The sequence below is a fragment of the Alistipes sp. HGB5 genome (assembly GCF_000183485.2).
GTDB lineage: Bacteria > Bacteroidota > Bacteroidia > Bacteroidales > Rikenellaceae > Alistipes > Alistipes finegoldii.
In genome coordinates, this window is record NZ_AENZ01000057.1 from 19398 (window position 1) to 38704 (window position 19307).

Here is a 19307-nt window from a genome sequence, read left to right on the forward strand (position 1 = left end):
AGCTGTAGGTGTTTAGAATATATCTCTATACAAATATAATACTTTTTGTCAATTCAGCGCCGCGAGAAACGCAATTACATCCCGGTCGTCGGGATAATCGGTCAGCGCCGGGGACTGGGCGCGGCCGAATCCCGTGCGGCGGCCGTGGGAAACGCACTCCGAAACGACGCATTGCAGTTCGGCGTCGTGCTGCGCGAGCCACGCTTCGACTTCGCCGAGCGTTTTGTAGCGCGAGCAGGCGATGCGGCTCAGCGCGGCGGGAAAAGCCCGCTCTTCGACGGCGACGGCGCTCCCTAGATCCCGGAAAGGACGGCCCGTCATCGTCAGCAGGGCTTTTTGCTGGCGGTAATTGTTCCGGTATTTTTCGTTCACCGCAGGCATCCGCAGCCGCAGGTCGTACCCCTCCGGAACGAAAAGCAGCGACACGCTGCGGCACCCAAGCCCCGAATAGGCCCAGATATCGTCGGCAAGGCCCTCCAACTGCGCTTCGGTCTCGCGGCCCGACAGCACGGCGACCGACTGGCGGCTGCCGCGCAGCAGGGCGGGGATTCCGGCGTACTGCGTCCGGAAATAGCGGTTGGCGTTGTCGCTGCCCGTGGCGATCACCGCATCGACCGGCGACGAGCCGTCGCAAAACCCGACCGGAACTTCGGGATCAAGCTCCCGCAGCATCCCGACGACGTATTCCGTCAGCACCCGGTCCTTGGCCGAAGGCTTCACCAGACAGCGATGGCCGGCGGCCAAGACGCACAACAAGTCGAAGAAGCCGACCAGCGGAATATTCCCGGCCATGACGACCAGCACGCGGCGCGGCACGGCGACCGGAACGGGGTAGGGGGCGAGCCATGTTTCGAGCCGGTCGCGGCGAAGCATGCCGTCGGCGATTGCGGCCACGGCGCGGCGGACATCCGCAGGCGTGAACCAGCCGTTGGCCCGGCAGGCACGCTCCGCGACCTCCTGCGTAGGGACGTCGCCGCCGAAGTCGGCCAGCCTGCGGCCCAAGGCCGAAAAGAGTTCGATTGCGCTTTTCATGGGGACAAAGATAGTGAAAGCCGAACGGCAAAAAGAAAAACTCGTTTGCATTTTTTTGCCTGAGGCGCATCCTATTTTCCGTAAAGATCGTGAAAACCGCATAAAATATCCAAAGTTGTGCTATATTTGTATTATACGGAAAGTAAAACTCACGACTATGGAAAGAACATTCAAAGAGGCACTCCGCCACCGCCGCAGTTATTACGCGCTGGCCCCCGAATCGCCCGTCGAAGACGCACAAATAGAGGAAATCGTACGCTTCGCAATCAAGCACGTACCGTCGGCCTTCAATTCGCAGTCCACGCGCGCCGTGCTGCTGCTGCACGAACACCACGAGGAGTTGTGGAAAATCGTGAAGCGCACGCTGCGGGCGATCGTTCCCGAAGATGCGTTCGCACGCACCGAGGAGAAAATCGAGCGCAGTTTCGCGGCGGGATACGGCACGGTGCTCTTCTTCGAAGATACGAACGTCGTCCGCGACCTGCAGCAGAAATTTCCGGGTTACGCCGGCAATTTCCCCGTCTGGTCCGAACAGACCTCGGCCATGCACCAGCTGGCGATATGGACGATGCTCGAAGACGCCGGGTTCGGCGCGTCGCTGCAACATTACAACCCACTGATCGACAACGAGGTGCGCAAACGCTGGAGTCTGCCCGAAGAGTGGAGGCTGATAGCGCAGATGCCGTTCGGCACTCCGGCGGGCGAGCCGGGCGAAAAGACGTTCAAACCGCTGGACGAACGCATCCGGGTGTTCAGATAAGGGCATTCAGGCCGGTTTCGCAATAAAAAAATCCGCAGAACCCGCAGAAAAAATTTGGAGTTTCGGATTTTTTGTTTACCTTTGCACTCGCAATTGCGAAACACGCCATGCGGAAATAGCTCAGTTGGTAGAGCGCAACCTTGCCAAGGTTGAGGTCGCGGGTCCGAGTCCCGTTTTCCGCTCTCGTAAATGGTTGATAATCAGTCGATTATCAACCATTTTCTTTTTTTTCGAAAAATACGGAAGACGGGCAGAATGTTTGCCATAACAAGCAAAACGGCGGATAAAACAAGCCGGGCATCAGAGTTATAAACTGCTCCGATGCCCGGTTATTATTTTTGCAATCACATTATTTCTTTTGTCCTTTTGGATAGGTCATTCCCGCAAAAAAATCTTCCAAAGAAATATCGTAAAATTCGCAGAATTTAGAAATCGATCCTAATGAGGGGAATTTTTGTTCACTTTCATAATCCCATATCTTTAAGTGAGTATTATTGGATAAATACTCTTGTGTATGGTCATGCTGTTCCCGAATTTCACGCATTCGTTGAGCGACCAAATTTACTAATATGGGATTTGTCGGTTTCAGTTCGCTGAATTTTTTACAAAAAAATCACCATTTCAATCTTTTTCATTACCCCATAAAAGGGAAATCCGTTTTTTTGTTTATATTTGTAGACCAAACTTTCATGTATGCAGAAATTATGATAACTTTGTATCAATATAGCTCGGCATAGCCGACGGACATAACAATAACATATAGAGAGCAGCAACTCTTTATACCGCTCAGAAAATTTGGGCATTTTCACAAGTCAGGTATAGATGTTGCCAGTCCTTGTTATGTCCTGCCTTCGGGCAGGACTTGCAAGGGCGCGGTACACATTTCCTGACTTTAGGCCGCCTAAAGCCTTCTGAGAGGATTTGTTATCGCGTCCCTTGCTTTTTTTATGCCCTTGCGGGACGCGGATTCACACCAACGAAAACCGAAGAAAATGTCCCGTCGCATCCGATTCCGGAATTACCCGAAAGCCCAAAATCCCCATTATATTTTACTGCTCTGGCACAATACGGGCCGGACGTTCCTGCCGTTCGATTTCGCGCGGCAGGACGTCCGTTTTTGGGCCGGGGAGCGGGGGAACGCCCTCACGCCGCACGATCCGGCGCGGCGGGCGTCATAAGGCTCTCTGAGCGACACGTACAATCCCGCATTCCGGATGCAGCCGGCAGGCATTGCGCCGGAAGCGGTCCCTGAAATCTGGCAGCCGGGGCGGTCTCCGCATTGAATTCTTCCTAAAGTGAAGTTGCGTCACTTGTTCGGTCGGAACCGCCCCTTTTTCAAACCCAAAACCACGCGATGAACGAAGAGGACCCCGAATTCGAGAAGACCCTGCGGGCCATCAACCATTATTACATAACGCAGGTGGGCATCTGCACCGCGGCGCTGAGCAAACTGCGGTCGGCGGAGCTAAGCGACAAGAACATCATCATCCGGGCGATCATGTGCGACATGCCCGACTGCGGCGTCGAGACCGAAGCGTCGGCCGACGATTGCGGCGTCGATCTATGGGCCGACCGGGCGGAGTATGTGAACGAGACGTCGTTCAATCTCTACGTCACGCAGGCCGAGGAAAACGTGCTCTGGAACGCCGGGGAGAAAGGCCGGAAACCGGGGCGTCTGGCGGTTCCGCAGCAGCGGATCACGGTGCGGAGCGACGGGATGGGCACGGCGCCGGTCATTCCGCTCATCTACCTGACACTGCTGAGCGCCAAACTGCTGGCGATGGCGTTTCCCGACGGGTGCACGGACGCGGAATTGTCCGGCTACAACGACGAGCGGACGATGGCGGCCCTGACGGACCGTGTGATGACGGTACTGGAGCAGCTGGCCCTGCGGGACGGGGAGGAGGAGACCCGAAGCCCGGCAAGCTGAGCGGGGACGGGCAGGGTAGAGTGCGGAGCAGGCGACGGGGAAACGGGCCGGGCCGGAACGCAGGGCAGGGACGCAGAGCAGGGACGCAGAGCAGGGACGCAGAGCAGGGACGCGAAGCGGGCGGCCGGGAAACAGGCGCCGGGGCCGCGGATGCAAACGGGAGGGGCGCAAGAGGGCGGGCGGAGACGGACGACGGAAGCGGGCAGCAAAGCGGGCGGCGAAAGCGGGCGGCGAAGCCGGCGAAATACGGCAGAAGAGATGAAAAGTGGGGTTCATGACCGATTTGAACCGCACTTTTCGTATATTTGCATCCTGTAAAAGCCAATTCACCCCAAACAACAGCAAAAACAACCACCCATGTCGGAAACAAAAGTCTCTGCGGCGGCATTTGCAGATACGAAACCCCACTACAACATACTCGACGGATTGCGCGGCGTAGCGGCGCTGATGGTCGTCTGGTTTCACGTGTTCGAAGCCTTTGCGACAAGTCACGTCGATCAGAGAATCAACCACGGCTATCTGGCCGTCGATTTCTTCTTCATTCTGTCGGGGTTCGTGATCGGCTACGCCTACGACGACCGGTGGAAACGAATGACGGTAAGGGAGTTTGTCACGCGACGGTTCATCCGTCTGCATCCGATGGTGGTAATCGGCGCGGTGATCGGAGCCGTCATGTTCTACTTTCAGGGCTGCTCCGTATGGGACGTCTCGAAAGTCTCGGTGACGATGCTGCTGGCAGCGACCCTGATGAACGCCTGCATGATTCCGGCCACGCCCGGCATGGAGATCCGGGGCGTGACCGAAATGTTCCCGCTGAACGGTCCGAGCTGGTCGCTGTTTTACGAGTATATCGGCAACATCCTCTATGCGCTGTTCATCCGCAGGCTGCCGACCAAGGTGCTCGCGGCGCTGGTGCTGCTCGCCGGATGCGGACTGGCGGCGTTTGCCGTATGGGGTCCCTACGGCGACATATGCGCGGGGTTCTCGCTGACGGGCGACAACATAGCCGGAGGGTCTCTGAGGCTGTTGTTCTCGTTCTCGGCGGGACTGCTGATGTCGCGCGTATTCAGGCCCGTGAAGGTAAAGGGGGCGTTCTGGATATGCAGTCTGGGCGTCGTCGTCCTGCTGGCCGTGCCGCGAATCGGCGGAGAGGAAAACTACTGGATGAACGGGCTGTACGACACATTGTGCTTTGCGCTGGCCTTTCCGCTGCTCGTCTACCTCGGAGCGTCGGGCAAGACGACGGACAGGACGACCGCAAGGATATGCAAATTCATGGGAGACATATCGTATCCGCTCTACATGGTGCACTATCCGTTCATCTATCTGTACTATGCGTGGGTGAAAAACGGGAACCTGACCTTCGCGCAATCGCTGCCCGGCGCAGCGGCGCTGGTCATCGGGTCCGTGCTGCTGGCATACCTGTGCCTGAAACTGTACGACGAACCGGTGCGCAGGTTCCTGACGAAGCATCTCCTGCGCACGCAAAAGCCGGTACGGCAGACACCCTGAGCCACATAACACGAAACAGACCATGCACCGCATCCGCCTCGCCATCCTCCTGTTCCTGTGCGTCTCAGCCGCAGGCTGCCAGCCCGTTCCCGGCGTTCTGCTCGACGCCGAAGCGATCGTCATGGAGCACCCTGACAGCGCCGCACGGCTGCTGGAGGGCGTTCCGGCTCCGGAGAAAAGACTCTCCCGACGCAACTATGCGCATTATGCGCTGGTGCTGACCCAAGCCCGGTGGCTCGCGGGGGAGAACATGATCGACGACACGCTTTCGGACGTAGCCCTCGACTATTACCGCACCCACACCGACGATTTCGCCGCAGCGCACAAGGCCTATTATTATGCGGCCAAGATCGCCCATCAGCGCCGGCAGCCGGAGGTGGCGATGACGCTGCTGCTCAAAAGCCGCGACATGCTGCCCCCGAAAGGGGAGTGGAGGCGGCATTACGTCGTGGAGACATGGCTCGGCGTATTCTGCGGCCAGCAGCATCTCTTCGAGGAGAAGATACGTCACGCGCAGCAGGCGTACGCCTACGCCGACAGCATGGAGCGTTACGACTGGATGTGCATATCGCTCGGCGACATGGCGCACGCCTATATGGGGCTGGACAATTATGACAGCATGGAATACTATGCGATCAAGGCGCTCAGGCTCGCCGAAGAGAAGGGCATAACCGAAAACACCTCCCCGAAGTGGGCCATGCTGATCGAAAGCGCCCTGAAACGGAAAGAGTACCGCAAGGCCGAAGAGTATTGGGAAAAGGGGTTCGGGCACGCCCCGGCATGGACCCGGTATTCATGGCTGAGCACCAAGGCCGACATCTGCAACCGCACGGGCCGCTACGACACGGCGCTGGAGCTGACAGACAGTTCCCGCCGCATGTGCGCCGACACGACGCACCTCACCTCGCGGGCGTTATGGGCGCTCAACACCTCGAACGCATGGGAGGGGAAAGGCGACGCGGCAAGAAGTCTCGAAGCCCTGAAGCAGTACATCCGGCTCAAGGACTCGATCGACGAGAAGGTGCACAGCGCCGAAGTGCTCAATATCCGCAAACTCTGGCGTTACGAACAGCTCAAAACCCAGAACGCCGCCCTTCAAAGCCAGAAACAGCACCGCGAACGCATCGTCTACGAGACGATTCTGATTTGCGCGGCGCTCATGCTGCTCGGCGCATGGTTGGGACTGCGCATGTGGCACCGCGCCAAATTGCGGGAATTCGCCCAGCAAAAGCGCATCCTGCGGCAGGAAAACGAACTCGACGCCATGCGGCGCAAGGAGGAACACCTGCGCACGACCTTTTTCCGCCAGCTCAACAGCCGTTTCATCGCGCAGGTCCGGCAGGGCGGGGAGAGCAGGAAATGCCGCATGTCGGACGAAGACTGGAAGACGATCTTCACCCATGCCGACGCCGTATTCGACAATTTCACGGTCCGTCTCCGCGGGCAATTCCCGGCGCTGAACGAGGAGGACATCCGCTATTGCTGTATGGTGCGCATGCACCTGTCGCAGGCCGAAATCGCGAGCGTCGTCTGTCTGGAAAAGGATTCGGTGAAAAAACGGCTGAAGCGCATCCGCACCGAGAAGCTGGCTTCCGCGAAGGGTTCGACGCTGGAGGAGATCCTCTCGCGGCTGTAAAATATACCCCCGGCTGCCGCCCCCGACGAATGGAAACAGCAGGCGGTCAGTCTGTTGAAAAACGCCCCGTACATTGCGATATCCCCCTGCAAACCTCCGGAAATAGCCGCGGGGCGTTTAACTTTGCACACGAAACAAGCCCTGCAATCCGGCTCCCGCAGCAGACCCGGAGAGACATACGGCAAGATTTACTAATCCCAAATTCATAGAAAAAAATGCAGAAATTCAACTACACCCCCAGCAACCCGTTCAGCGGCTCGGTCTCCTCGCTGGCCATCGGAGCAGGCATGGTCGTCGTACCTTTGGTCTATCCCTTCGGCATCCGCATCGGCCGCATGCGCATCCTCGGCCCGACGGCCGTCACGATCATCTTCGTGATCGGCGGTCTCGCGCTGCTGGCATTCACGGTCCGCGAAATCATGCAGGCCCGCAAACTCATCGCCCAAGGCGGCGAGATCACCGTGGAGGGCGGCAAGGTGACGATTCCCGTCGTCCGGAAAAAAGAGGTCGTCAACGAGTCGTTCCTGCTTTCGGAGGTGGAATACACCAAATTCGACGAGGAGGAAAACGAATTCAAAATTTCGCTGCCCGCCGACCATCACGTCATCCGCGGCGCGTTTTTCGAAAACGCGGAGGCGTTCGACGCGTTCAAGTCCATTTTCGACAAATAGCATTGCCGGCCGGAAATTCCGGCCGGTCTGCAAACACGACGTACGGAAACCTGCGCCGCTGAAACTTACCGTATAAAACAAAACTCAAACGAATATGACAATGCGCCCAATTATCAGACTCCTCGCCGCAGCCGTCGCCGCTGCCGCAACGATCCAGTCCTGCTCCACCCTGACCGGTTATCCGACCGACGCCGAAGCCAGCTACGCCAAGGCCATCGAACTGACGAAAAAGAGCGTGGACACCGACAAATTCAAAATCTACTCGCTTTCGATCATGGAGGGAGAAACGCTCTCCGACAACCTGTTCCTCGTGACGGTGAAACTGGTGAACAAGGACGATCAGGCATTCAGCCAGAGCTACTACATGAACGGTCTGGAGCCTACCGACCTGCGCGACGTACAGAGCACGTTCGAAGCTCCCGAATACGAAACGACCGTCGGCATCGACCTGTCGGAACTCGATCCCGCCCGGATCGCCGCCCAGATCGCCCAAGCCAAAACGATGCTTCCCGAAGGACACTCCTACAAATCGGTAGGCCGCTACGAAATCGAGGAGGAGGTTCCGGCCGGCAATTCCGCATTCAACCGCAACCGCAAACCGGGCCAACAGCACACCTCGTTCATCGTCCGCTTCACCGAGGACGGCAAGGAAACGGAGAGCAGCGCCGGCAAAACCTCGTACATTTATTACGAAGCCAAAGTGACCGTGGGGCCGGACGGCACGCTCACGATCGAAGAAAATTGAGATTTCGATCCGAAAAAACGGGAAGTTTCCCGTTTTTTTTCTAATTTTATATCCCGATGCCCCGCTGGGACATTCCGATAATACCAAAACTATGAAAACTACACACTCATTCGTCGCTCCGGTACTGAACTCCACGCAGAGCAAAGTCAATACGGAGGCCTATGAGCAGGCTATCGACAACTATAACGAGGGCAAACACCTCGAAGCGTTCCGATTGCTGCTCGATCACCTGAACCCGGAATTCCGCACGAAATACGGCAACGCCGAAGGTACGGAATTCCATATTCCCCACGGTTCGATTCTGGTAAACATCCGCATCGGGGAGGGGAAGCTGCACATAAGCGCGGACTTTCTGGAGCTGCCCGAAAAGGGCCGCGTCGCCATGCTGCGTCAGGTCGCCGACCTGAACATCAACCGGCTGATGCTGCCGCGCTTCCGCAAGGAGGGCGACAAGCTGAAGATGGAATACGTGTGCCCGCTCTCGCAGAGCCATCCGCACAAGCTCTATTTCATCCTGCGCAACATCTGCCATATCGGCGACCGCTACGACGATGAATTCTGCGCCAAATTCGGTGCCAAGCGCAGTTACGAACCGCAGGTGACGCCTTATTCCGAGGAAGAGGTGACGCGAATCCACGAGGCGGTGCGGCAGACCTGCCGCGAGACGCTCGAAGCCGTGAAGGAGTATGAGGCGGAACGCAAATACGGCTACTCATGGAACGTGATCGACATCGCGCTCTACAAGATTTCCTATTTCGCCCAGCCGCAGGGCCAGCTGATGAACGACCTCGACAAGGCCGTCGACGACATGGACAAGGAGCTGCCCGTAGCCGAGCTGGTGACCAAAGGCAAGGCGTTCCTCGAACGCCTGCTGGCGATGCCCCGCGAAGAGCTGGCGCGCGACCTCTATTTCGTCGATACGCTGGTTTCGGCCAAACGCCGCTCGTCGCTGAACAACGTGCAGGAGAATTTCAAGGAGGTTTACAAGGAGGCCGCGGATGCCATCGAAGCGGAGAACTATGAACGGAGCGCGGTGCGCATACTCTACAAGTTCTATGAGATGTACTTCTACAACGACGTGCAGGACGACCTGAACGCCGTGATCGCCAATGCGTTGCGCAAATCGGCCGGAAAGTCGATGGAGGAGGCGTCGGAGATTCTGTTCGAAGCGCTCGAAAAGGTGATGGACGACGATCTGACGACGGACGACGACGACGACGAGGAGACCGGAGAGCTGGGAGCCGCCGCGGCCGCAGCCGTGGAACAGGTACAGCAGATGGCCGCCGCCATGCAGGGCGAGATCGTTCAGATGCAGGCTGCGATGCAGCAGGCGCTGATGAAGGGCGACATGGCCGAATACATGCGTCTGGCGCAGGAATTCCAGCAGAAAATGATGGAACAGGCACTCGGACAACAAAAATAACAGCTCAAAATCCGTATATCCATGGAACATAACAATATCTACAGGTCGGTATTCAAAGTAACCCACTCAGGCGGCTCCGGCAGTTGTTTCTACCTGAAAAACTACGATCTTTTCGTAACGAATTACCATGTGGTCGAAGGGTACCGCACCGTCGCCGTACACGACAACGACCGCAATCCCTATCTGGCGAAGGTCGTGCTGGTCAATCCGGCGCTGGACATCGCCCTGCTGGCCGCCGAAGGCGACTTCTCGGCGCTGCCCGAAATGACGCTCGCAGCGGACGACTCGCTTACCATCGGTCGCAAGGTATACGTCGCGGGATACCCCTACGGCATGCCCTTCACGATCACCGAAGGTTCGGTATCGTCGCCCAAACAGCTGATGGACGGCAAATACTACATCCAGACCGATGCCGCGGTGAACCCCGGCAACTCAGGCGGTCCGATCCTGAACGACGCGGAAGAGGTGGTAGGCGTGACGGTCAGCAAATTCACGCAGGCCGACAACATGGGCTTCGGCATCCGCGTCGAAACGCTCCACGGCCTGCTCGAATCGCTCGGCGAGCTGGACCGCACGGCATTCCAAGTGCAGTGCGGCAGCTGCGAGGAGCTGATCTGCGAGGAAGAGGAGTTCTGCCCCTCGTGCGGCGACAAGCTGCCCGAAGGCGTTTTCGACGAGCGCGAGCTTTCGCCGCTGGGCGGATTCGTCGAAGGCGCGATTCGGGAGATGGGCGTCAATCCGGTGCTTGCACGCGACGGATACGACTCATGGCTCTTCCATAAAGGCAGTTCCGAAATCCGCATCTTCGTATACGACGGCAACTACCTCTTCTCGACCTCGCCGATCAACCTGCTGCCGAAGAAGGAGGTGGAGAACGTACTGGACTATATGCTCAGCGAGGACTTCGGCCCCTACAAGCTGGGAATCGAAGGCCGGCAAATTTACATCGCCTACCGCATCCATCTGGCCGACATCACGGACGAATCGGAAGACGAAATCCGCAAAAACATCGTCGGACTCGCACTGCGGGCCGACGAGATGGACAACATGCTCGTAGAGCGTTTCGGCTGCGAATTCTCGGAATATTCGAAAACCGACGCCGAGGCATGACCCTCGACAGCGAACGGAAAATCCGGACCTTTTTGAAAAGGTCCGGCTTTTTCGTATCCGCGTCCCGGCCGGGGGATGCGCAGGATTCCCGCGGCGCAAGTCCGCTCAGCGGAAAATCTCCTTCATTTCGAGCCAGAGATTCATCGGCCGGCGGCCCTTGTAAACGCAGTGCTCCGACAACGCTTCGCACAATCCGTTATAGTTTTTGAGGTAGAATGCGGAGACGCGGACGACGCGCCTGCCGGCCTTCATCAGATAACGGTATTCGTACGCGCCGCCCCGGCTGACGAGTATCGTCGAAGTGATGGCGTCGAAACTTTTCAGATCGTATCTGCGCGTAAATCCCAGTCCCGCGAACGACGTGACGGCAAGGGTGTCGCCGTCGATACGCAATCTCACGGCCGAGCGTCTCAGCTCCCCGAACACCAGCCAGCAGACACAGAACAGCATCAGGAGCGTCACGCCGTAAACCGGCAGCCGGGATGCACCCTCCGCCCGGAGGGCACCGCAGATGAACAGGCCGCAAAACCCGATAAAGAGCAGGGCGGCCGCCACGACGAAATACACCTGCCACGAGAAGCGGGAAACGACGGCGTTACGGCCTGCGGCGGGTGCATGATCGCGCACGAAAATCGCCGTCCACAAAAAAAGGAGCACGCCCGCAAAAGCATATACGATCCGCCTCCGGCCGGGCGTCGCAGGCTCAGTACCTTCGGGACCGGCTTCGCCTTTCAGCCAGACGACGTAAGAGGGGGCTTCGAACGGTTTTCCGCCGAACGACAGCCGCGGCGTAAGGATATGTTTTCCGGGGGTGTCCACGTCGATCCGGTATCGGTAAATACACTCTTCCCGCCCGTTCCTGCTGGAATAAGCGGTCGAAAACGGGGTGCAGGTCTCCGTATCGTCCAGCACCAGCACCGGATCGGCCTTGTCGGGCTTGCGATCGCAGACCAGCCGGACGATACAGCCGCCCATGGCCGCCATAGCCGCCGAATCCGGTTCCAGCCGGCACTGCGGCTCGCAATGCGCCGAATCGGGAAGCACCGTAATCCTTTTCCGCTCAAAACAACATTCGCGACCGCCGACGACGGCCGTCGTTCCCGGCACGAAGACCTCGCCGCTCACGCGCGAACGGACCCGGTAGCGGTAAGAGAAGAGTTCGGAGTCGGTCCGGACGCCGTTCACGATCGACAGCTGCGAGCCGTGCGACTGTCCCAGTTCGCGGACCAGCGTCAGAGCACCCCAGCGCGGCGGCGCGATCGACTCGATCTCACGGTCCGCCGTGTATGCCACCTCGAACTCCTGAAATACCGTCGGACACGCAGGCGTGACCTCGACGCCGAGCCGCTGCGCCCTCAGGGCGACACTCCAAGACAACGCCGGCAGGAGCATGAACAGAAAATAAAGCTTCCTCATTGCGGGATTTCGTAATTGCACCCCAAAGATACGAATAACCGGCTGAAATTGCGCAATTTCACGCCGCTTTCCTGCAACATTATCCACCCGGAACGCTAAGGCGCCAGCAGTTCGGCGACGGGCTTGATATGGGCGACCATCACCGCAACGAACAGCGCCAGCATGCCGTAACGCAGCCACGGCAAGGCACGGGAATAGGTAAAACGGTTTTTGCGCCGTTTGCCGCCCGCCCACGAAGCGACGTCCTGAAAGACGCCCAGCGGGCAGATCACCGAACAGTAGACCCGTCCGAACAACAGCGTCAACACCAAGAGCGCCGCAACGACGGCGACATTGACCGCCAAAACAGCGGGCAGCAACTGCACTCTGGCCATCCAGCCGAACCACGCATGCAGCGTCCCCGTGAAATCGAGGAAGAGCAGCGTAATCATCGTAAAGAAAACGGCCGCGGCCGCGATTCTGATTTTTCGCAACATCTGGTATAGTTTATTTTGTCAGATTCAATCCCTGAACCCACTTCCGCACGACGTCCCGCGAGTCTTTCACGGCCCCGCCGCGTAGGGGAAGCCCGCCGAGCAGGGTAGCGCCCGCACAAAGTTTCCGAATATCCTCTTCGCTGCGGCCCATGCGGCTGCCTTCGTGGGTCATAAACGGCACGACGGTCTTGCCCGCCCAGTCGCAGTCCGCGAGGAACGTCGCCACCGGCGGCGCGACCGTGGACCACCAACAGGGCGAGCCGACGAAAATCACGTCGTACGCCCCGACATCGGGCAGCCGGCCTTTCAGCGCAGGGCGGACGCCGCCGCCGATCTCTTTCTTGGCCTGATCCACGACGGCTCCGTATTCGGCGGGGTAGGCCGCGGCCGGAACGATCTCGAAAAGATCGCCGCCCGTCGCTTCGGCGATCTGCCGCGCCATGGCGCGCGTATTGCCGCTGTGGGAGAAATAGGCCACCAGCACCTTCGTGCCGGATGCGGTCTGCGCCTGTGTATTCATATCGGGTAAGAACATCGTCATAATCGCTATCAAAACAATCCGTTTCATTTTGTTCTCTATTTTAGGTTTACACCCGGCGGCCCAGCTCATAGACTTCGTCCATCGCAGGCATTCCTTCGATTTCACCCGCCTGCCAAGCTCCGACGCCGTAAACGACACCCCGCTCTTCGGGGTCGTCGAGACAGTCGAGAAATCCGCGGAAACACTCCACGGTGCGCTCCATCATCTCAACGCTCTCTTCGGCGGCCGTCAGGATGAAGTAAAACTCCTTGCCGCCCATCTCCGTATAGCGGGCGCAGGTGCGGTCGATCAGGGTCTTCATCTGCGCGCAGAGCGTATAGAAGTAAACCGGCGTAGCCATCACGATCACCTCCGCGCCGATCATCTTGCCGACCACCTCGGCCGCATCGTCCCGCTGCGGACAGGGCTTCGCCCCGCCGTAACATACGCCGCAGCCCGTGCAGTAATTTATCTTCTTATCCCGGAGGAAAATCTTCTCCACGTCGTGTCCGGCCTGCTGCGCCCCGGCCATGAAACGGTCGCACAACAAATCCGAGTTACCCCCGCGCCGCGGGCTGGAGGAGAGGATCAATACTTTCTTCGCCATATCGTTTTCTTCTTTTTTATTCGTTTTCAGGTATCGCTTCGTTCAGGCAGGCGATCGCATTCAGCGTACGCGGATAGCCTGTATAGGGCAGCAGCTGGGTCACCACAGCCAACAACGTCCGCTTGTCGTTGCCGACATTCAGGTTGCCCTGAATATGTCCCCTGAGCTGGGGTTCGCAACCGCCCAGCGTGAGCAGCATCGAGAAAGTCAGCAGTTCGCGCACCTTCGCATCCAGCCCGCCGCGGGAGACGTAATCGCCGAAACAGTTGGCTGACAAGTAGTCCTGCATATGCTTCTGGTTCTCCGGCGCGGCGGCGCGCATCGCGTCGATCCGCTCCCCGAAAATAGCCTTCTGCACCGCCAGTCCCTTTTCGAAGCGGGTTTCGGGCGAAGTCGCCGACTGGCCTTCGAGCGGAAGCGCAACGCCCCGCGCCGTCAGCACCCCGTTGACGATATGCACGAAATCGACCGTCCGCGCCATGCCGACGTAGGGAACCGCCTGATAGACCACCTCTTTCGCTTCGACGGGCGTCACACCCACGTTCAGCGCGCCTTCGAGCATCGTCCGAAACTCGGTCTGCGCGGCTCCGGCAATGCACGACGCGAGGATGCACATCATCCGCGTCTTAACGTCGAGATCGCCGTAGCCGAGTACTTCAGCGAACGTAAAGTTATCAAAAATTTCGATTAATTCGGGATCGGTCGCCGCAAGTTCCGATTCGCACCCGGAAAACAGCTGCGCACGGGTCTCGACGGCCGCGGCGCGCAGGCGCGAAGCCGCGCTCTTGGCCGAGGACAGGGGCGCTGTTGCGGACATGGACATTGCCGCAGGAATGGGCGCTGCGGAGGACATGGACATTGCCGCAGGAATGGGCGCTGCGGAGGACATGGACATTGCCGCGGAAACGGCCGCGGCGGAGGATTCGGCAGTCGCAGCAATCCCGGCGGCGGGAGCGGTCGCAGAGGCGGGTGTGGAGGCGATCGCGGCAGCCCCGGCGGTCACAGCGGAATAGTGCGCGTCGTCCACCGGTCCGAGCCACGTATTGCGGTTGGTCTGCGGATTGGGTTCGATCGCCAGATGCGAGAACCAGCTGTCAGGAGCCGCGCCGTGCCAGTGCACCGCATCGGGAGCGATTTCGACCACGTCGCCCGGCAGCAGCTCGCGGGCCGGCTCGCCCTCGGCCTGATAATATCCCCGGCCGCCCACGGCGACGAGAATCTGGCCGCCCGTATGGCTATGCCAGTTGTTGCGGCATCCGGGTTCGAACGTTACGTTCGAAATCGGGCAGTTGAGCGCCCCGTTCCGCGTCAGCCGGGCCAGATATGCCTGACCAACAAAATATTTCGAGAATGTTTCGGGCAGTTTGTCCCCGACGGGGAACGCACTGATTTTCTTCGGTTTTTCCATATTCCGAGCATTTATCCGGTTACACGTTCCGGCCGCAAGCAGTGCGGCCGCAATTATAAAAATTAGTTGCTTCATCGTTTCGCGTTTTCATCATATCCTCAGTTGCCGATCAGTCCATCTCGTATTTCATCGTCCCCAGCCACTTCACGGTCTCAGGATCGCGGTGTGACAGAAAACAGCTCCGCCGGGTGTCGAGCGTTGCGATCAGGTCCATGTCTTCCGGCGCGAGGTGAAAATCGAAGACGTCGATATTTTCGGCCATGCGCTCCGGACGCACCGACTTCGGAATCACGACCACGCCGCGCTGGATCAGCCAGCGCAGGACGACCTGAGCGACCGATTTCCGGTATTTCGCGGCCAGCGACACCAGCGTCCCGTTGCCGAACAGATTGTTGCGCCCCTCGGCGAACGGCGCCCACGATTCGATCTGCACGCCCTCGGAGGCCATCACCGCGGCCGCTTCGGCCTGCTGGCAGAAGGGATGCGTCTCGACCTGATTGACGGCGGGCACCACCTCATTGTGAAGGATCAGGTCCACCAGCCGGTCCGGCTGGAAGTTGCTCACCCCGATGGCCCGGACGGCCCCTTCGCGGTAAAGCTCCTCCATCGCCCGCCACGAACCGTAGACGTCGCCGAACGGCTGATGGATCAGGTAGAGGTCGAAATAATCGAGCTGCAGGCGTTCGAGCGACTTGGCGAAAGCCCGCTTCGTGCTCTCGTACCCGGCGTCCTGCACCCAGAGCTTCGTCGTAATGAAAAGTTCCTCGCGGGGTACGCCGCTCCGCCGGATCGCCCGGCCCACGGCCCGCTCGTTGAGATAGGCCGAAGCGGTGTCGATCGAACGGTAACCCGCCGCAATCGCATCGCGTACGCACTGTTCGCAGACCGTCTCCCCGACCTGATAGACGCCGAAACCCAGAACCGGCATTTCGACGCCGTTGTTTAAAATTCTATGCTCCATTTTTTCTCCTTTTATTGATTTCAAACCCGTATTCCGACCGACGGAACCACCTTCCGTTTTCCCGGTTTATCGGGTTCGGGTCCGTTTCACACTGCAAAAGTAGGGCGATTCCGGCGGCGTGTCATTACCCGAATTACGGTTCGTCATACCATTATTACCGATTCGGCCGCGAAGGTGCGGCGGGCATGGAAAAAAGCATTAACTTTGTGACAGACAACAATAATCGAAGCATATGGACGAGATCGTAAAAATGGAGCACGTCTACCAGTACAACGAAATGATGGGGCAGGAGACGCTCCATCCGCTGGTCAGCGTCATCGACTTTTCGAAATGCCCGAAGGCCCGGCACGCCCGGCGCATGTACGGATTCTACTGCGTCTTCCTGAAAGACGTCAAATGCGGCGACATGCGCTACGGACGCCACTATTACGACTATCAGGAGGGAACGCTCGTATTCATCGCACCGGGGCAGGTGGTCGGCATCGAGGACAACGGCGAGGTGTTTCAGCCCAAAGGCTGGGCGCTGCTGTTCCACCCCGACCTGATCCGGGGCACGTCGCTCGGACGCAGCATGGACGAATACACCTTCTTTTCGTACGAAGCCAACGAGGCCCTGCATCTCTCGGAGCAGGAGCGGCTCGTGGTGCTCGAATGCCTGCAGAACATAACGGGCGAATTGAACCACGCCATCGACAAGCACAGCAGACGGCTGATCGTCTCGAACATCGAACTGCTGCTCAACTACAGCATACGCTTCTACGAACGGCAGTTCATCACGCGCAGCGAGGTCAACAAAGACGCGCTGTCCCGGTTCGAACGGCTGCTGAACGACTATTTCAAAGGCGACACGCCCCAGCGCGACGGGGTGCCTTCGGTACGCTGGTGCGCGGAACAGCTGCACCTGTCGGCCAACTATTTCGGCGACCTGATAAAGAAGGAGACCGGCAAATCGGCGCAGGAGTACATTCAGCTGAAGGTGATCGACATCGCCAAGGAACGGATATTCGACGCGACGAAGTCGATCAGCGAAATCGCCTACGAGCTCGGTTTCCGCTATCCCCAGCACTTCACCCGGTTGTTCAAGAAGTGCGTCGGGATGTCGCCCAACGAATACCGGACGACAAACTGACGCCGCAACGAAGCATCATCGCATTCAGGCGGCGGCAACCGGAGCCACCCCAGAGGATCGCATCACCCGCGCCGAAAAAAAGCCCCCGCTCGCAATGAGCGGGGGCTAAAACATGAAGGCCGGGAATCCGGCACGGCTGGGAATTCGACCTTCCCGCGCCGGAATTCGCGCCGTGCTATTTCCGACCCTGATCGGCGACGGCGGCCATCAGCGCGGCGATCTCTTCGGGGTCGCCGAGGAAATAGTCCCTGACGTAATTCAGCCCGTCGTCGAATTCGAAGACATAAGGCACGGCGGTCGGGAGATTGAACTCCGAAATCGCTTCGTCGGAGATGCCTTTCAGGTGTTTGATGATGCCGCGCAGGCTGTTGCCGTGGGCCACGACCAGCAGGGAGTCGTGGCGGGCGAGCGCAGGCAGGATTTCGCATTTCCAGTAGGGCATGATGCGGCCGACGGTGTCGAGCAGCGACTCGGTGCGGGGCAACTCCGCTTCGGGTACGTCGCGGTAGCGGGGATCGAAGCGCGGGTTGCGCGGGTCCTCTTCGCCGAGCGGCGCCGGAGCCACGTCGTAACTGCGGCGCCAGATGTGCACCTGCTCGTCGCCGTATTTCTCTGCCGTTTCCTTTTTGTTGAGTCCCTGCAAAGAGCCGTAATGCTTCTCGTTGAGCCGCCAGCTCTTCGAAACCGGCACCCAATCCTGATCCAGCTTGTCGAGTACGACGCCGAGCGTCTTCACGGCCCGTTTCAGGTAGGAGGTATAGGCATGCCCGAACAGAAAGCCCTCCTCGCGCAACAGCAGGCCGGCCTTTTCGGCCTCGGCGACGCCTTTTTCGCTCAAATCGACGTCCGTCCATCCCGTGAACCGGTTTTCCCGGTTCCATGTGCTCTCGCCGTGGCGGAGCAAAACAACTTTTTTCATCGTTCAATTCATCGTTTTTTCCGGTTCGGCGCGCACCTCGTTCCGCAACTCCCGGTGCACAGCGAAATCGTTGATATTCTGCAAAGTGGTGTGCGCTATATTATCCAGCGCTTCACGTGTAAAGAACCCCTGATGGGAGGTCATGACGACATTGTTGAACGAGAGCAGGCGCGCCAGCACGTCGTCGTCCATGATCCGGTCCGACGTGTCCTCGTAGAAATAGGCGGCCTCCTCTTCGTACACGTCCAGTCCGGCCGCACCGATCTTCTTCTCTTTCAGCCCCTCGATCAGCGCTTCGGTGTGGATCAGCTGACCGCGGCCCGTATTGATGAGCATGACGCCGGGTTTCATCCTGCCGATGGCGGCGCCGTCGATCATGTAGCGGGTTGCGTCGGTCAGCGGGCAGTGCAGCGAGATGATGTCGGAGCGGCGGTAAAGTTCGTCCAGCGACACGTATTCTATCTGCGCCCGCACGGCATATTCCGGGTCGGGGTAGATGTCGTACGCGAGGACCTCCATGCCGAATCCCTTGAGGATGCGGATCAGTTCGCGGGCGATCTTTCCGGTGCCGACGATACCCGCCGTCTTGCCGTACATGTCGAATCCCAGCAGGCCGTGCAGCGAGAAGTTGCCGTCGCGCGTGCGCCAATAGGCGCGGTGGACCTTGCGGTTGAGCGTCAGCATCAGCATCACGGCGTATTCCGCCACGGCATGCGGCGAATAAGCGGGAACACGCACGACGGGAATGCCGTATTCCGCCGCGGCTTTCAGGTCCACGTTGTTGAATCCCGCGCAGCGCAGGGCGATCAGCTTCACGTCCATCGCCGCCAAAGAGCGTATCGTGGCGGCATCGGCCGTATCGTTCACGAAGATACAGACCGCATCGGCCCCCTGCGCCAGCGAAGTGTTGTTGCCGTTCAGGTGGCTGCGGTGGTAATTGAATTCGAATCCGTAACGCTCGTTGGCGCGGTCGAACGACTCCCGGTCATAGGGCTGCGTGCCGAAGAAGGTTATTTTCATAATGCACGATTTTATCTTTTTCTTACTTATAT

At 58.8% G+C, this 19307-nt stretch carries 18 protein-coding genes, 1 tRNA gene and 1 pseudogene; 10 read left to right on the plus strand and 10 right to left on the minus strand.

Annotation, left to right across the window (positions count from 1 at the left end; translation table 11 throughout):
• Positions 1-48: 48 nt before the first annotated feature.
• Complete coding sequence (locus tag HMPREF9720_RS09775) at positions 49-1032, minus strand: acyl-CoA reductase (RefSeq protein ID WP_009598164.1); 984 nt, start codon at positions 1030-1032, stop codon at positions 49-51.
• A gap of 157 nt (positions 1033-1189) precedes the next feature.
• Here HMPREF9720_RS09775 and HMPREF9720_RS09780 point away from each other — a divergent pair, with 157 nt between their 5' ends.
• A complete protein-coding gene (locus HMPREF9720_RS09780; protein ID WP_014776542.1) occupies positions 1190-1792 on the plus strand; it encodes a nitroreductase family protein in 603 nt (200 codons plus the stop codon).
• Between the two features lie 109 nt (positions 1793-1901).
• Positions 1902-1974: transfer RNA gene (locus HMPREF9720_RS09785), tRNA-Gly, on the plus strand.
• A gap of 167 nt (positions 1975-2141) precedes the next feature.
• On the opposite strand, the gene HMPREF9720_RS15180 is transcribed toward HMPREF9720_RS09785, so the two are convergent.
• Positions 2142-2336 (minus strand): helix-turn-helix domain-containing protein, encoded by a 195-nt coding sequence (locus tag HMPREF9720_RS15180; RefSeq protein WP_009598271.1) that lies wholly within the window; start codon positions 2334-2336, stop codon positions 2142-2144.
• Positions 2337-3146: 810 nt separating this feature from the next.
• On the opposite strand from HMPREF9720_RS15180, the gene HMPREF9720_RS09795 reads away from it, so the two are divergent.
• From HMPREF9720_RS09795 to HMPREF9720_RS09825, 7 genes are all read left to right on the plus strand, one after another.
• Positions 3147-3722, plus strand: coding sequence for a hypothetical protein (locus HMPREF9720_RS09795; protein ID WP_014776545.1), 576 nt, complete (start codon positions 3147-3149; stop codon positions 3720-3722).
• A gap of 357 nt (positions 3723-4079) precedes the next feature.
• Positions 4080-5234, plus strand: coding sequence for an acyltransferase family protein (locus HMPREF9720_RS09800; protein ID WP_009598319.1), 1155 nt, complete (start codon positions 4080-4082; stop codon positions 5232-5234).
• A gap of 22 nt (positions 5235-5256) precedes the next feature.
• Positions 5257-6870, plus strand: coding sequence for a hypothetical protein (locus HMPREF9720_RS09805; protein WP_009598195.1), 1614 nt, complete (start codon positions 5257-5259; stop codon positions 6868-6870).
• A gap of 215 nt (positions 6871-7085) precedes the next feature.
• Positions 7086-7541 carry a hypothetical protein gene (locus HMPREF9720_RS09810; protein WP_009598148.1) on the plus strand — a complete coding sequence of 152 codons (456 nt, stop codon included), beginning with the start codon at positions 7086-7088 and terminating at the stop codon, positions 7539-7541.
• 94 nt (positions 7542-7635) lie between these two features.
• Entirely contained in the window at positions 7636-8286 is a 651-nt protein-coding gene (locus HMPREF9720_RS09815; protein WP_014776548.1) for a hypothetical protein, read from the plus strand.
• A 91-nt stretch (positions 8287-8377) separates the two neighbouring features.
• Positions 8378-9709 (plus strand): hypothetical protein, encoded by a 1332-nt coding sequence (locus HMPREF9720_RS09820; protein WP_009598128.1) that lies wholly within the window; start codon positions 8378-8380, stop codon positions 9707-9709.
• Between the two features lie 21 nt (positions 9710-9730).
• Entirely contained in the window at positions 9731-10819 is a 1089-nt protein-coding gene (locus tag HMPREF9720_RS09825) for a serine protease (protein ID WP_009598248.1), read from the plus strand.
• 105 nt (positions 10820-10924) lie between these two features.
• Here HMPREF9720_RS09825 and HMPREF9720_RS09830 read toward each other — a convergent pair whose 3' ends face one another.
• The 6 genes and pseudogenes from HMPREF9720_RS09830 to HMPREF9720_RS09855 form a co-directional block, all read right to left on the minus strand.
• On the minus strand, positions 10925-12235 hold the full coding sequence (locus HMPREF9720_RS09830; protein ID WP_009598170.1) for a hypothetical protein: 1311 nt from the start codon (positions 12233-12235) through the stop codon (positions 10925-10927).
• Between the two features lie 98 nt (positions 12236-12333).
• Positions 12334-12711: pseudogene (locus tag HMPREF9720_RS09835) on the minus strand (4Fe-4S binding protein); the annotation flags it as partial.
• Positions 12712-12721: 10 nt separating this feature from the next.
• On the minus strand, positions 12722-13279 hold the full coding sequence (locus tag HMPREF9720_RS09840) for a flavodoxin (RefSeq protein WP_009598160.1): 558 nt from the start codon (positions 13277-13279) through the stop codon (positions 12722-12724).
• Between the two features lie 19 nt (positions 13280-13298).
• On the minus strand, positions 13299-13838 hold the full coding sequence (locus HMPREF9720_RS09845; RefSeq protein WP_009598263.1) for a flavodoxin family protein: 540 nt from the start codon (positions 13836-13838) through the stop codon (positions 13299-13301).
• Between the two features lie 16 nt (positions 13839-13854).
• Complete coding sequence (locus HMPREF9720_RS15185; protein WP_009598311.1) at positions 13855-15321, minus strand: cupin domain-containing carboxymuconolactone decarboxylase family protein; 1467 nt, start codon at positions 15319-15321, stop codon at positions 13855-13857.
• A gap of 34 nt (positions 15322-15355) precedes the next feature.
• Positions 15356-16207 carry an aldo/keto reductase gene (locus HMPREF9720_RS09855; protein WP_039940401.1) on the minus strand — a complete coding sequence of 284 codons (852 nt, stop codon included), beginning with the start codon at positions 16205-16207 and terminating at the stop codon, positions 15356-15358.
• Between the two features lie 232 nt (positions 16208-16439).
• Between HMPREF9720_RS09855 and HMPREF9720_RS09860 the strand changes: the two genes are divergently transcribed.
• Entirely contained in the window at positions 16440-17336 is an 897-nt protein-coding gene (locus tag HMPREF9720_RS09860) for a helix-turn-helix domain-containing protein (RefSeq protein ID WP_009598129.1), read from the plus strand.
• Positions 17337-17511: 175 nt separating this feature from the next.
• Here HMPREF9720_RS09860 and gpmA read toward each other — a convergent pair whose 3' ends face one another.
• A complete protein-coding gene (gpmA, locus tag HMPREF9720_RS09865; protein WP_009598232.1) occupies positions 17512-18255 on the minus strand; it encodes a 2,3-diphosphoglycerate-dependent phosphoglycerate mutase in 744 nt (247 codons plus the stop codon).
• 3 nt (positions 18256-18258) lie between these two features.
• Positions 18259-19275 carry a 2-hydroxyacid dehydrogenase gene (locus tag HMPREF9720_RS09870; protein ID WP_009598270.1) on the minus strand — a complete coding sequence of 339 codons (1017 nt, stop codon included), beginning with the start codon at positions 19273-19275 and terminating at the stop codon, positions 18259-18261.
• Positions 19276-19307 lie beyond the last annotated feature (32 nt).

Excerpts from the sequence above, each read along its gene's own strand:
- HMPREF9720_RS09775 (WP_009598164.1), bottom strand. The coding sequence starts at position 1,032 with ATGAAAAGCGCAATCGAACTCTTTTCGGCCTTGGGCCGCAGGCTGGCC.
- HMPREF9720_RS09780 (WP_014776542.1), top strand. The coding sequence starts at position 1,190 with ATGGAAAGAACATTCAAAGAGGCACTCCGCCACCGCCGCAGTTATTAC.
- HMPREF9720_RS15180 (WP_009598271.1), bottom strand. The coding sequence starts at position 2,336 with ATGCGTGAAATTCGGGAACAGCATGACCATACACAAGAGTATTTATCC.
- HMPREF9720_RS09795 (WP_014776545.1), top strand. The coding sequence starts at position 3,147 with ATGAACGAAGAGGACCCCGAATTCGAGAAGACCCTGCGGGCCATCAAC.
- HMPREF9720_RS09800 (WP_009598319.1), top strand. The coding sequence starts at position 4,080 with ATGTCGGAAACAAAAGTCTCTGCGGCGGCATTTGCAGATACGAAACCC.
- HMPREF9720_RS09805 (WP_009598195.1), top strand. The coding sequence starts at position 5,257 with ATGCACCGCATCCGCCTCGCCATCCTCCTGTTCCTGTGCGTCTCAGCC.
- HMPREF9720_RS09810 (WP_009598148.1), top strand. The coding sequence starts at position 7,086 with ATGCAGAAATTCAACTACACCCCCAGCAACCCGTTCAGCGGCTCGGTC.
- HMPREF9720_RS09815 (WP_014776548.1), top strand. The coding sequence starts at position 7,636 with ATGACAATGCGCCCAATTATCAGACTCCTCGCCGCAGCCGTCGCCGCT.
- HMPREF9720_RS09820 (WP_009598128.1), top strand. The coding sequence starts at position 8,378 with ATGAAAACTACACACTCATTCGTCGCTCCGGTACTGAACTCCACGCAG.
- HMPREF9720_RS09825 (WP_009598248.1), top strand. The coding sequence starts at position 9,731 with ATGGAACATAACAATATCTACAGGTCGGTATTCAAAGTAACCCACTCA.
- HMPREF9720_RS09830 (WP_009598170.1), bottom strand. The coding sequence starts at position 12,235 with ATGAGGAAGCTTTATTTTCTGTTCATGCTCCTGCCGGCGTTGTCTTGG.
- HMPREF9720_RS09840 (WP_009598160.1), bottom strand. The coding sequence starts at position 13,279 with ATGAAACGGATTGTTTTGATAGCGATTATGACGATGTTCTTACCCGAT.
- HMPREF9720_RS09845 (WP_009598263.1), bottom strand. The coding sequence starts at position 13,838 with ATGGCGAAGAAAGTATTGATCCTCTCCTCCAGCCCGCGGCGCGGGGGT.
- HMPREF9720_RS15185 (WP_009598311.1), bottom strand. The coding sequence starts at position 15,321 with ATGAAGCAACTAATTTTTATAATTGCGGCCGCACTGCTTGCGGCCGGA.
- HMPREF9720_RS09855 (WP_039940401.1), bottom strand. The coding sequence starts at position 16,207 with ATGGAGCATAGAATTTTAAACAACGGCGTCGAAATGCCGGTTCTGGGT.
- HMPREF9720_RS09860 (WP_009598129.1), top strand. The coding sequence starts at position 16,440 with ATGGACGAGATCGTAAAAATGGAGCACGTCTACCAGTACAACGAAATG.
- gpmA (WP_009598232.1), bottom strand. The coding sequence starts at position 18,255 with ATGAAAAAAGTTGTTTTGCTCCGCCACGGCGAGAGCACATGGAACCGG.
- HMPREF9720_RS09870 (WP_009598270.1), bottom strand. The coding sequence starts at position 19,275 with ATGAAAATAACCTTCTTCGGCACGCAGCCCTATGACCGGGAGTCGTTC.